The sequence below is a fragment of the Streptomyces sp. NPDC001880 genome (assembly GCF_053594575.1).
This window is the reverse complement of record NZ_JBSFET010000032.1, coordinates 57,461-70,071: the sequence shown is the minus strand read 5'-3', so window position 1 is coordinate 70,071 and position 12,611 is coordinate 57,461. Positions and strand designations below refer to the sequence as shown.

11 protein-coding genes and 1 riboswitch are annotated in these 12,611 nt (G+C 70.0%); of the genes, 10 read left to right on the top strand and 1 reads right to left on the bottom strand.

Features of this window, described 5'->3' with window-relative positions:
- The 8 genes from shc to ACWCQ6_RS19430 form a co-directional block, all read left to right on the top strand.
- A partial coding sequence (gene shc / locus ACWCQ6_RS19465; protein ID WP_451090702.1) for a squalene--hopene cyclase occupies positions 1-1,892 on the top strand: 1,892 nt, incomplete at its 5' end.
- Positions 1,892-2,551: a phosphorylase family protein gene (locus ACWCQ6_RS19460; RefSeq protein ID WP_451090700.1), complete on the top strand. Its 660-nt coding sequence runs from the start codon at positions 1,892-1,894 to the stop codon at positions 2,549-2,551. The genes shc and ACWCQ6_RS19460, both read left to right, overlap by 1 nt.
- Positions 2,552-2,556: 5 nt before the next feature.
- Positions 2,557-3,576 (top strand): adenosyl-hopene transferase HpnH, encoded by a 1,020-nt coding sequence (hpnH, locus tag ACWCQ6_RS19455; protein ID WP_451090698.1) that lies wholly within the window; start codon positions 2,557-2,559, stop codon positions 3,574-3,576.
- 4 nt (positions 3,577-3,580) lie between these two features.
- Positions 3,581-3,754, top strand: a complete 174-nt coding sequence (locus ACWCQ6_RS19450) for a hypothetical protein (protein WP_451090718.1) — start codon at positions 3,581-3,583, stop codon at positions 3,752-3,754.
- Positions 3,755-3,779: 25 nt separating this feature from the next.
- Complete coding sequence (gene dxs / locus ACWCQ6_RS19445) at positions 3,780-5,681, top strand: 1-deoxy-D-xylulose-5-phosphate synthase (protein WP_451090696.1); 1,902 nt, start codon at positions 3,780-3,782, stop codon at positions 5,679-5,681.
- Positions 5,678-7,075, top strand: a complete 1,398-nt coding sequence (locus ACWCQ6_RS19440; protein WP_451090694.1) for an aspartate aminotransferase family protein — start codon at positions 5,678-5,680, stop codon at positions 7,073-7,075. Before dxs ends, ACWCQ6_RS19440 begins: the two co-directional genes overlap by 4 nt.
- Before the next feature lie 61 nt (positions 7,076-7,136).
- The gene (locus tag ACWCQ6_RS19435; RefSeq protein WP_451090692.1) at positions 7,137-7,745 is read left to right on the top strand and encodes a helix-turn-helix domain-containing protein; all 609 of its coding nucleotides are present in this window, start codon (positions 7,137-7,139) and stop codon (positions 7,743-7,745) included.
- A 32-nt stretch (positions 7,746-7,777) separates the two neighbouring features.
- A complete protein-coding gene (locus ACWCQ6_RS19430; RefSeq protein ID WP_451090690.1) occupies positions 7,778-7,945 on the top strand; it encodes a DUF6126 family protein in 168 nt (55 codons plus the stop codon).
- Positions 7,946-7,968: 23 nt separating this feature from the next.
- Here ACWCQ6_RS19430 and ACWCQ6_RS19425 read toward each other — a convergent pair whose 3' ends face one another.
- On the bottom strand, positions 7,969-8,781 hold the full coding sequence (locus ACWCQ6_RS19425) for a tyrosine-protein phosphatase (RefSeq protein ID WP_451090688.1): 813 nt from the start codon (positions 8,779-8,781) through the stop codon (positions 7,969-7,971).
- Between the two features lie 224 nt (positions 8,782-9,005).
- Here ACWCQ6_RS19425 and ACWCQ6_RS19420 point away from each other — a divergent pair, with 224 nt between their 5' ends.
- Together ACWCQ6_RS19420 and ACWCQ6_RS19415 are read left to right on the top strand one after the other, a co-directional pair.
- Positions 9,006-11,102 (top strand): alpha-galactosidase, encoded by a 2,097-nt coding sequence (locus ACWCQ6_RS19420; RefSeq protein WP_451090686.1) that lies wholly within the window; start codon positions 9,006-9,008, stop codon positions 11,100-11,102.
- A 297-nt stretch (positions 11,103-11,399) separates the two neighbouring features.
- Positions 11,400-11,556: riboswitch (cyclic di-AMP (ydaO/yuaA leader) on the top strand.
- A gap of 3 nt (positions 11,557-11,559) precedes the next feature.
- Positions 11,560-12,507: a M23 family metallopeptidase gene (locus ACWCQ6_RS19415; protein ID WP_451090684.1), complete on the top strand. Its 948-nt coding sequence runs from the start codon at positions 11,560-11,562 to the stop codon at positions 12,505-12,507.
- The last annotated feature ends 104 nt before the right edge of the window (positions 12,508-12,611 follow it).

Here is a 12,611-nt window from a genome sequence, read left to right as displayed (position 1 = left end):
GGCGGGCCGCGGAACGCTCGGTTGAGCACCTCCTCGGCAGGCAGGACGAGCAGGGCTGGTGGAAGGGCGACCTCGCCACCAACGTCACGATGGACGCCGAGGACCTGCTGCTCCGTCAGTTCCTCGGAATCCAGGACCCGGCCACGGTCCAGGCGGCCGGCCGCTTCATCCGCGGCGAACAGCTGGGCGACGGCACCTGGGCCACGTTCCACGGCGGCCCCGGCGACCTCTCCACCACCATTGAGGCGTACGTGGCCCTGCGGCTGGCCGGGGACCGGCCTGACGAACCGCACATGGCCCGCGCCTCGGCCTGGATCAGGGAACAGGGCGGCGTCGCGGCCGGCCGGGTCTTCACCCGGATCTGGCTCGCCCTCTTCGGCTGGTGGAAGTGGGACGACCTGCCGGAACTCCCGCCCGAGCTGATGTTCTTTCCCAAGTGGGCCCCGCTCAACATCTACGACTTCGGCTGCTGGGCCCGCCAGACCATCGTGCCGCTCACCATCGTCTCGGCGAAGCGCCCGGTGCGCCCGGCCCCCTTCCCGCTCGACGAACTGCACACCGACCCGCGCAATCCGAACCCTCCCAGACGCCCCGCCCCGGCCGCGAGCTGGGACGGCGTGTTCCAGCGCCTGGACAAGGCGCTGCACGTCTACCAACGGATCGCGCCGCGCAAGCTGCGCCGGATCGCGATGAATTCGGCGGCCCGCTGGATCATCGAGCGCCAGGAGAACGACGGCTGCTGGGGCGGCATCCAGCCGCCCGCCGTGTACTCCGTCATCGCGCTCCACCTGCTCGGCTACGACCTGGAACACCCGGTGATGCGGGCCGGGCTCGAATCGCTCGACCGGTTCGCCGTGTGGCGCGAGGACGGCGCCCGGATGATCGAGGCCTGCCAGTCCCCGGTGTGGGACACCTGCCTCGCCACCATCGCGCTCGCCGACGCCGGGGTCCGCCCCGACCACCCGGCGCTCGTCAAGGCCGCGGACTGGATGCTCGGCGAGGAGATCGTCCGGCCAGGCGACTGGTCCGTGCGCCGCCCCCGGCTCAACCCGGGCGGCTGGGCCTTCGAGTTCCACAACGACAACTATCCGGACATCGACGACACCGCGGAGGTGGTCCTCGCGCTGCGCCGGGTCCGCCACCCGGACCGCGCGCGCGTCGAGGCCGCCATCAGGCGCGGAGTCCGCTGGAACGTCGGTATGCAGTCCCGCAACGGGGCCTGGGGCGCCTTCGACGCGGACAACACCAGCGCCTTCCCCAATCGGCTGCCGTTCTGCGACTTCGGCGAGGTCATCGACCCGCCGTCCGCCGATGTCACCGGGCACGTGGTGGAGATGCTCGCCGTCGAGGGGCGATCGGGCCACCGCGTCACCCGACGCGGTATCGAGTGGCTGCTCGCCGAACAGGAGGCGAGCGGTGCCTGGTTCGGCCGCTGGGGCGTCAACTACGTATACGGAACCGGGTCGGTGGTGCCCGCGCTGGTGGCCGCCGGGCTGCCCGTGACGCACCCGGCGATCCACCGCGCGGTCGGCTGGCTGGAGTCGGTGCAGAACGACGACGGCGGCTGGGGCGAGGACCTGCGCTCGTACCGGGAGGAGAAGTGGATCGGGCACGGCGCCTCGACCGCCTCCCAGACCGCCTGGGCCCTGCTCGCGCTGCTCGCCGCCGGACGCCGGGACAGCAGAGCCGTACAGCGGGGCGTGTCCTGGCTCACCGAGACGCAGCGGGCCGACGGCTCCTGGGACGAGCCGTACTTCACGGGCACCGGCTTCCCGTGGGACTTCTCCATCAACTACCACCTCTACCGTCAGGTGTTCCCGCTCACCGCTCTCGGGCGGTACGTGTACGGCGAACCGTTCGCCGACCGCACGGCCACCCGCAAGGGGGCCTGATGGCCGACGGGCCGGGCACGCCCGGCCCCGCGGCGACGCTGCTGATCGCCTGCGCGCTCGGCATCGAGCAGTTCGCCCTGCGCAGCGGCCGGGGCAGGGCCGGCGCCGCCTCTGGCCCGGTGACCGTACTCCGTACGGGCATGGGGCCCAGGGCCGCCGAAACGGCCGTCGCACGGGCGCTCGGCCAGGACCGGGCGCCCGGCACGGCGGTCCTCGCCTCCGGGTTCTGCGCCGGGCTGGTACCCGGAATGCACCCCGGGGACCTGGTGGTCGCCGACGAGACCCGGGAATCGGGGGACTCGACGGTCTGCACCGGTCACGGCCTGCTCGCCGAGGCCCTGGCCAGGTCGGTGCCCGGCCGCGCCGTCCACACCGGTCCGCTGACCGGCTCCGACCATGTCGTACGCGGACATGAGCGGGCCGGGCTGAGGGCCACCGGAGCGATCGCGGTGGACATGGAGTCCGCCGCCACTCTGCGCACCGCTCTGCGGTCCGGGCCCCGCCCGGTTGCCGCCGTACGGGTGGTCGTGGATGCCCCGGAGCATGAGCTCGTCCGCATCGGCACGATACGCGGTGGAATATCAGCTTTCCGGGTTCTCCGTGCCGTCCTGCCGGCTTTCTATGAATGGCACCGATCCTTGCTGCTCCCCAGGAGGTGAGCCAGATGGCCATGCCGCTCCGTCAGTCCATCAAGGTTGCGACGTACCTCATTGAACAGAAGCTCCGCAGGCGGGAGAAATTCCCGCTCATTGTGGAACTGGAGCCGTTGTACGCCTGCAATCTCGCGTGCGAGGGCTGCGGGAAGATCCAGCATCCGGCGGGCGTGCTCAAGCAGCGTATGCCGGTGGCCCAGGCCGTGGGTGCCGTGCTCGAATCGGGTGCCCCGATGGTTTCCATCGCGGGCGGCGAACCGCTGATGCATCCGCAGATCGACGAAATCGTCCGGCAGCTCGTGGAGCGGAGGAAATACGTCTTCCTGTGCACCAACGCCGTGCTGCTGCGAAAGAAGATCGAGAAATTCACGCCCTCGCCGTACTTCGCCTTCGCCGTGCACATCGACGGGCTGCGCGAACGGCACGACGAATCGGTTGCCAAGGAAGGTGTTTTCGACGAGGCAGTGGCGGCGATCAAGGAGGCCAAGCGGCGCGGCTTCCGGGTCACCACGAACTCCACTTTCTTCAACACCGACACCCCGCAGACCGTCATCGAGGTCCTCAACTACCTCAATGACGACCTCAAGGTCGACGAGATGATGATCTCGCCCGCCTACGCCTACGAGAAGGCGCCCGACCAGGAGCACTTCCTGGGTGTCGAGCAGACCCGTGAACTGTTCAAGAAGTCGTTCGCGGGCGGCAACCGTGCCCGCTGGCGGCTGAACCACTCGCCGCTCTTCCTGGACTTCCTCGAAGGCAAGGCGGACTTCCCGTGCACGGCCTGGGCCATTCCGAACTACTCGCTGTTCGGATGGCAGCGGCCCTGCTACCTGATGAGCGACGGCTACGTACCGACGTACCGTCAGCTCATCGAGGAGACCGACTGGGACAAGTACGGCCGGGGCAAGGATCCGCGCTGCGCCAACTGCATGGCGCACTGCGGCTACGAGCCCACCGCCGTGCTCGCCACCATGGGTTCGCTGAAGGAGTCCCTGCGCGCGGCGCGCGAGACCGTCTCCGGGAACGGGTGACGCCGTGACCGCCGGAGAGCCGGCCGAACCGGGTCTCCCGGGGCTGCCGGCCCGGCCGCTCAGGAACATGCCGGCGTCGAAGATCGTCGAGACGCTGATCGAAGAGGCCATGAAGATCGCCGAGGGCATGGGCGGGGCGGGGACGCCGTCGGGGGTTCCCACCGTCACCGTGAGCTGAAACAGAACCAGAGAGGGGCCCGAGCGTGACGATTCTGGAGAGCATCCGGGGGCCGCACGATCTCAAGGCGCTGCACGCGACACAACTCGGTGAACTCGCCGAAGAAATCAGGAAGTTCCTCATTCGGGCGGTGGCCAGGACCGGCGGTCATCTGGGGCCCAACCTCGGGGTGGTGGAGCTCTCCGTCGCCCTGCACCGCACCTTCGACTCGCCCGCGGACCGCATTCTCTGGGACACCGGCCACCAGAGCTATGTGCACAAACTGCTCACCGGACGGCAGGACTTCTCCAAGCTGCGCGGCAAAGGGGGCCTGTCCGGATACCCGTCCCGGGAGGAGTCGGCGCACGACGTCATCGAGAACTCGCACGCCTCGACCGTCCTCGGCTGGGCCGACGGCATCGCCAAGGCCCAACAGGTGCTGGGACGGACCGACCACGTCGTGGCCGTCATCGGTGACGGGGCCCTCACCGGCGGGATGGCCTGGGAGGCGCTCAACAACATCGCCGCCGCGCGCGACCGGCCACTGATCATCGTGGTGAACGACAACGAGCGCTCCTATGCCCCCACGATCGGCGGACTTGCCGACCACCTCGCCACCCTCCGTACCACCGACGGATACGAGCGCTTCCTCTCCTGGGGCAAGGAGGTGCTCCAGCAGACGCCCGTCATCGGACAGCCGCTGTACGAGTCGCTGCACGGCGCGAAGAAGGGGTTCAAGGACGCCTTTGCCCCGCAGGGCATGTTCGAGGACCTCGGGCTCAAGTACCTCGGGCCGATCGACGGCCATGACATCGCGGCCGTCGAATCCGCCCTGCACCGGGCGAAACGCTTTCACGGCCCGGTGCTGGTGCACTGCCTCACCGAGAAGGGCCGGGGCTACCAGCCCGCGCTCCGGGACGAGGCCGACCGCTTCCACGCCGTCGGCGCGATGGACCCACTGACCTGCGCGCCGCTCGTCCCGGCCGACGGGCCCTCCTGGACCTCGGTGTTCGAGGACGAGATCGCCGCGATCGGCGCGGAGCGACCGGACGTCGTGGCCATCACGGCGGCGATGCTGCACCCCGTCGGACTGACCAAGTTCGCCGAGGCGTTCCCCGACCGGGTCTGGGACGTCGGCATCGCCGAGCAGCACGCCGCCGTGTCCGCGGCCGGACTGGCCACCGGCGGCCTGCACCCGGTCGTCGCCGTCTACGCCACCTTCCTCAACCGGGCGTTCGACCAACTGCTGATGGATGTCGCGCTGCACCGGTGCGGGGTGACCTTCGTCCTCGACCGGGCCGGCGTCACCGGACCCGACGGGGCCTCGCACAACGGCATCTGGGACATGTCCGTGCTCCAGGTCGTCCCCGGGCTGCGGATCGCCGCCCCGCGCGACGCGGGCGAACTTCGCGCACAGCTCCGCGAGGCCGTCGACGTCGACGACGCGCCCACCGTGATCCGGTTCCCCAAGGAGCCGGTGGGAGAGCCGGTTCTGTCGGCCGGCCGGATCGGCGGTATGGACGTGCTGCACCGGGCGCAGGACCCCGATGTGCTGCTCGTCGCCGTCGGCGTGATGGCCCCGGTCTGTCTGCAGGCCGCCGATCTGCTGGGCGGGGCCGGGCTGCGCTGCACCGTCGTCGACCCCCGCTGGGTCAAGCCGGTCGACGAGGAACTGCCCCCGCTCGCCGCCCGGCACCGGCTGGTCGCCGTCGTCGAGGACAACAGCCGTGCAGGGGGAGTGGGGTCGGCGGTCGGGCAGGCTCTGCGGGACGCCGGGGTCGACGTACCGCTGCGGACCTTCGGCATCCCCGAGCAGTTCCTCGCGCACGGCAAGCGTGCCGAGGTGCTGGCCGACATCGGGCTCACCCCGGTCGAGATCGCCGGACGGATCAGCGCAGCACTGGCCGCCAAGGAGGCGGCGAGGAGGACCGAGGAGATCGGGGAATGAAGGACGACGGGCCCAAGGGCTTCGACCTCGCGCGGCTCCTCGCGGAGCGTGGCGCCGAACGCTACGAGCTGCACACGAAGCACCTCAACCACCAGCTGCCCCGGATGCTCCGCACCATCGGCTTCGACAAGATCTACGAACGGGCCGAGGGCGCACATTTCTGGGACGCGGACGGCAACGACTACCTCGACATGCTCGCCGGATTCGGCGTGATGGGCCTCGGACGGCACCACCCCGTCGTACGCAAGGCCCTGCACGACGTCCTGGACGCCTCGCTCGCCGACCTCACCCGCTTCGACTGCCAGCCGCTGCCCGGACTGCTGGCCGAGAAGCTGCTCGCGCACAGCCCGCACCTGGACCGGGTCTTCTTCGGCAACAGCGGCACGGAGGCGGTCGAGACGGCCCTGAAGTTCGCCCGTTACGCCACCGGCAGGCCCAGGATCCTCTACTGCACCCACGCCTTCCACGGGCTGACGACCGGCTCCCTCTCGGTCAACGGGGAGGACGGCTTCCGGGACGGCTTCGCCCCCCTGCTGCCGGACACCGCCATCGCACTCGGCGACCTCGACGCGCTGCGGCGCGAGTTGCAGCGCGGTGACGTGGCGGCACTGGTCGTCGAGCCGATCCAGGGCAAGGGCGTCCACGCCGCGCCCCCCGGCTTCCTGCGGGACGCGCAGGAGCTGCTGCACAAGCACAAGGCCCTGCTCATCGCCGACGAGGTGCAGACCGGTCTCGGCCGGACCGGCGACTTCTACGCGTACCAGCACGAGGAGGGCGTCGAGCCCGATCTGGTCTGCGTCGCCAAGGCCCTCTCCGGCGGCTATGTGCCGGTCGGGGCGACCCTGGGCAAGGACTGGATCTTCCGGCGCGTCTACTCGTCGATGGACCGGGTGCTGGTCCACTCCGCGAGCTTCGGCTCCAACGCCCAGGCGATGGCGGCCGGGCTCGCGGTCCTCACGGTGATGCAGGACGAGGAAACCGTCGCCCACGCACGCCGCACCGGTGAGCTGCTGCGTGACCGGCTGGCCGCACTGGTCGACCGCTACGAGCTGCTGCACGAGGTGCGCGGGCGCGGGCTGATGATCGGCATCGAGTTCGGCCGTCCCTCCTCGCTCAAGCTGCGCAGCCGCTGGGCCATGCTGCAGGCGGCCCGCAAGGGGCTCTTCGCGCAGATGGTGGTGGTGCCGCTGCTCCAGAAGCACCGCATCCTCACCCAGGTCTCGGGCGACCATCTGGAAGTGATCAAGCTGATTCCGCCCCTGGTGATCGACGATTCGGACATCGACCGGTTCGTCACGGCGTTCACCGCTGTGATGGACGACGCACACAGCGGCGGTGGGCTGATGTGGGACTTCGGCAGGACACTGGTGAAGCAGGCGGTGGCCAACCGCTGACTGCTTTTGCCTGAGGGGTAAGTTATTTGCCTCTCAGGCAGGATCCTGGCCCAATAGGTACATGAATCCTCCAGACGGAGGGGTGGCCGATGAGCTGCCCGGAGTCGCGCCACGCCTGCGCGATCTGCGCCGGAGCCGTGGTCTCACCCTGGAGACCGCCGCTCAGCGGGCCGGGCTCTCACCCGCCCATCTCTCCCGGCTCGAAACGGGTCGCCGCCAGCCTTCGCTGCCGATGCTCCTCGGTCTTGCCAGGATCTACGGTACGACGGTCTCCGAGCTGCTCGGCGAGACACCCCCGGAACGTGACGCGATCATCCGCGGCGGGAAGTTCGACGGGGTCGAGGCGGACGGCTGGATGTACCGGCAGGCAGGCGGTTCCGGCCGGGCGATGCAGGCGCTCCGCGTCCGGGTTCCGCAGGCCGCGGAGCGCGATCTCGTGCGTGTCCATCCCGGCGAGGAATGGCTGTACGTGCTCGCCGGGCACCTGAGGGTCTGGCTCGGGGAGACGGTGCATGATCTCGCCCCCGGTGACAGCGCGCACTTCGACTCGCTCACCCCGCACCGGATCACTGCCGTCGATCGCGACGGCGCCGAGCTGCTCTTCGTCCACACCCTGCTGCAGAGCCCCGCTGCCGAGCTGTGTCTCGGCAGCGGCATCCACCGCCGCTGAGACCGGTCTCCGGTCGCCAGAGAGGAACCGTCATGTCCGATTCGGAGAACTTCGACCCGCTCGGGTCGACCAAGAAGTACGAGGCACAGGAGCGGAAGTTTCCGCGCGGCGTGGTGATCCGGCTGTTCGCCTACCTCATCGCCGGACACATCGTCGCGTTCTTCCTCTACCTGCTCTTCGCGGTGGCCGGCAAGGGCTGACCACCGCGACCGGGCGGCCCCGGCTACGCCTCTTCGAGGAGTCGGTCGCGCAGCCGCTCACGGGTCTCGGGGGTGAGCCCCAGGCCCTCGGAGAAGTAGCGCTCCGCGCTGCCCCAGGTCTCGTCGATGGTGGCGAACGCCGCGGCGAGGTACTCGGCATGGGCGCCGAATAGCGGATTCAGCAGTTCCATCACCTCGGCCGACATGCCGTCCGCCGAGGTGTCGCTGCGGCGCACCTTGTAGCGGCGGTGGGCGTCGTTGGACTTGAGGTAGTCGGCCTCGATGGCATCGGGCTCGACGCCGACGGCGAGCAGGGACACCGCGATCGACAGACCGGCCCGGTCCTTGCCCGCCGCACAGTGCATCAGGGCGGGCACGCTGTCCTCGGCCAGGGCGTGCAGGACCCGGCTGTGCTCGGCGGTGCGGTCCCGGATGATCGAGCGGTACGAGGCGATCATCCGGTTCGTTCCCTTGCCGTCGCCGAGGATCGAGCGCAGCTGTTCGATGTCGCCGTCGCGGACCATGTGCCAGAACTCCGCGCCGTCGGCCGGGTCGGAGAGCGGGATGCTCACATTCCGTACGCCGGGCAGCTCCACGTCCAGCCCGTCGAGCCGGCGGTCGGCGGCGTTGCGGAAGTCGAAGATCGTGTGCAGACCGAGGGTGCTGAGGAAGGAGGCGTCCTCGGCGGTGGCGTGTGCCAGGTGACCACTGCGGAAAAGCCGCCCGTGCCGCACCCGCCGGCTGTCCACGGTGGGCAGCCCACCCACATCGCGGAAGTTGCGGACACCCGCCAGTTCGGGCTCCGCCGACGGTACCTGCGGCAATTGCTGCGTCACAGCGACTCCTGGGGTGTCCGGTGCCGACGCGGGTCGTCGGCAAGGTGACTTCCGCGACGATACGACATTGGTTCCTCAGGCAATCATCTCGGCCTTGCCCTGTCGATACCCGGGTGAACTCCGGTGCTCCGGTGGCGAATCCGCCCGGTGAATTCCTTGTGAGTCCGTTGCCCATGCCTCACTGATGGTCGATGATGTGCGGAACTGTTGGAATGTGGGGTGCGATGATCGAGACGGGTAACACCGGCCGGACCTGGCTGCTCACCGGGGCGTGCAGCAGCTACGCACTGCGACTGACCGAGCAGGACGAGCTGGTCCATCTGCACTGGGGGCCGAAGATCTCCCTCGCGGCGGCCGCGGCGCTGGCCGCGGCGCCGGAACTCCCCGCCAGGGCCTTCGAGTCCCACCTCGACGGCCGGGAGGAGTATCCGGTGGAGGGCGGCCCCCGGTTCGTCCGCCCGGCGCTCTCGGTGCGTACCCCCGAGGTCCGGGGTACCGAGTGGGCCTTCGTCGCCGCCTCGGTGGAAGGGGACGAGCTGCGGATCGGCCTCACCGACGCCGTGCACCGGCTCGCACTCACCCTGCACTACCGGATGCGGGACGACTCCGATGTCGTGGAGCGCTGGGCCACCGTCGCCCATGCCGGACCGGACGGCCCGCCGCTGGAACTGCTGCGCGCCGACGCGGCCACCTGGTCGCTCCCGGCCCGCGACGGCTGGCGGCTCAGCCGGCTGCACGGGCGCTGGGCGGCGGAGTCGCGGCTGGCGCGGGCGGAGCTGATCCACGGCGAGAGTGTCGTCTCCAGTCGGCGCGGACATACCGGCCACCAGTACCTGCCCTGGGTCGCCCTGGATGCCGACGGCACGGCGACCGAGGAGAGCGGCGAGGTGTACGGCTGTGCGCTCGGCTGGTCCGGCTCGTGGCGGATCTCCGTGCAGCGGCTGCCCGACGGGCTCGTACAGATCACCGGCGGCGCCGGCTACGACGACTCCGGACTGCTGCGGCTCGCGCCGGGGGAGTCGTACACCACACCCGTGTTCGCCGGGCTGTGGAGCGGCCAGGGGTTCGGCGGGGCGAGCCGCGCCTGGCACGCCTGGCAGCTGGCCCATGTGATCCCGGACGCGGAGAAGGCGCGGCCGGTGCTCTACAACTCCTGGGAGGCGACGGGCTTCGACATCTCGCTGGACCAGCAGCGCGTCCTCGCCGAGCGCGCCGCCGCGATGGGTGTCGAGCTGTTCGTGGTGGATGACGCGTGGTTCGGGCAGCGGACCAGCGACCGGGCCGGGCTCGGCGACTGGACGCCGAATCCGGACCGCTTCCCCGGCGGGCTGAAGCCGCTCGCCGACGAAGTGCACGGGCTCGGCATGCAGTTCGGAATCTGGGTCGAGCCGGAAATGGTCAATGCCGACAGCGATCTCTACCGCGCGCACCCCGACTGGGTGCAGCACTTTCCCGAGCGGGCGCGGACGGAGTACCGCAACCAGCTGGTGCTCAATCTGGCCCGTCCCGATGTCCGGGAATATCTCTGGGAGCAGCTGGACACGCTGCTCTCCAATACGCCCGTCGACTATGTGAAGTGGGATTTCAACCGCTGCTTCACCGATGCGGGCTGGCCGGGCGAGGAGTACCCGCAGAAGCTCTGGATCGAGCATGTGGATGCCCTGTACGCGCTGATCGACCGGCTCAGGGCCGCACATCCCGCAGTCGCGTTCGAGTCCTGCTCGGGCGGTGGCGGCCGGATCGACCTGGGGATCCTGTCCCGTACGGACCAGGTGTGGACCTCCGACAACACCGACCCGCTCGACCGTCTCGCCATCCAGGAGGGTTTCGGGCACATCCATCCGGCCCGGGTGATGGCCGCCTGGGTCACCGACAGCCCGAACGAGCAGCTCAACGGCAGGGTCAGCTCGCTGCGCTTCCGTTTCGTGAGCGCCATGGCCGGTGTGCTCGGGGTCGGCGGGGACCTCACCGAATGGAGCGAGGAGGAGCTGGCCGAGGCGCGGACCTGGGTGGAGCTCTACAAGGAGATCCGGCCGGTCGTGCAGCACGGCGCGCTGTACCGGCTGCGTGAGCCGCGCGGCGGGCTCAGCGCGGTGCAGTACGTCCACGGTGAGGAGGCCGTGGTCCTGATGTGGCTGGAGAAGCAGCGGTACGGGGAGCGGCCCCCGGCCCTGCGGCTGCGCGGGCTCGACCCCGCGGCGACCTACGCCTGCCTGGACACGGGGGCGGTGCACCACGGTTCGGTACTCCTGCACCAGGGGCTGGACACCGGACTTCGGGGAGACCTCGACGCGCGGGTGCTGCGCCTGCGGAGAGGGTGACAAAACGGGCATATCCGTAATGCGGTCTTTTGCCTTAACTTCGTCCGGTTGTACGGGAGATGGTCGCTGCCTCGTGAGCGGGATCATATCCGTGACGGTGTGTGGCGACAGGGGAGTCGGGTATTCCGTGTGCCGTGCGGAAAGTCAAGATCCGTAATCCACGGAGTGTGACCGGAATTCCACGCCGATTTCCTCGGCGTGGAATCCGGAATGGAACCCGAGGCTTGTTCTCGCCGTCCGGACTCGCTTACGGTCACCGTCAATCCGGGCGGACCGCCTAATCCTGCCGCCGCCTGGAATTCGTATCCACTCATCGCGTGGCAGGAGCGGGGGAACCAGGTAAGCCGCCGACCGGAGATATCCGGCCGGCTCGGGGTGAAGTCGCGCTCAGCGCGGCCGGGCATCTCCAGCCCGAACCCGACAGCTCACCTCGCAGGCGCCGGAGAGGAAGAACGTCATGCCCATTTCGGGTAAGCACCGCCGTCCGAAGATCGGTCCCGTTGCCCGTGGCGTCGCCGCCGTCAGCGCCGGCGGCGCCATCGTCGCACTGCCACTGCTCGGCGCCACCGGTGCCTACGCCGTGGAGCAGGCCGCCCCGGCCGCCGCCCCGCAGTCGGCCGCCGTCACCACGCACGCCCAGCCGGTCGCCCAGAAGCAGGACGCCACCACGACGTACTCCGTGGTCTCCGGCGACTACCTGTCGAAGATCGCCGCCGAGCACAACGTCAAGGGCGGCTGGCAGAAGCTGTACCAGGACAACCGCCAGGTCGTCGGCGAGGACCCGAGCCTGATCTTCCCGGGCATGAAGCTGACCCTCGGCGCCAAGTCGGCCGGCAACGCCGCGCCCACCGGCGCCGGCGCCGGCGCCGGCGCCGCCCTCCCGTCGAAGGCGCCTTCCGCCGCCGCGTCGGCCGCTGAGAAGTCCGCCCCGTCCAAGTCCGTGACCGCCGCCCCGGAGACCAAGGCCCCGGCCTCCGCCCCGGCCGCCAAGAGCAGCAGCTCCGGCTACGCCCACCCGGTCCCCGGCAACCACACCACCAACTACCGGGCCTCCGGCTCCAACTGGTCCAGTGGCAGCCACACCGGCATCGACTTCCCCGTCGCCACCGGCACCAGCGTGAAGGCCATCACCTCCGGCACCGTCGTCTCCGCGGGCTGGGGCGGCGCGTACGGCAACCAGGTCGTCATCAAGCACGCCGACGGCCACTACTCGCAGTACGGCCACCTGTCCTCCCTCTCCGTCTCGGTGGGCCAGAGCGTGGGCATCGGTCAGCAGGTCGGCCTCTCCGGAGCCACCGGCAACGCCACCGGCCCGCACCTGCACTTCGAGGTCCGCACCGGCCCGGCGTACGGCTCGGACATCGACCCGATCGCCTTCCTGGCCTCGCACGGCATCTACGTCTGAGCCGAACGGCCGGGCGGCTGAGCAACACAGAAGGGGCGGTGCGCGGCGGCGCACCGCCCCTTCGGCTGACACCGACCGGCAATCGGAAGGCGACGCCGCCCCCA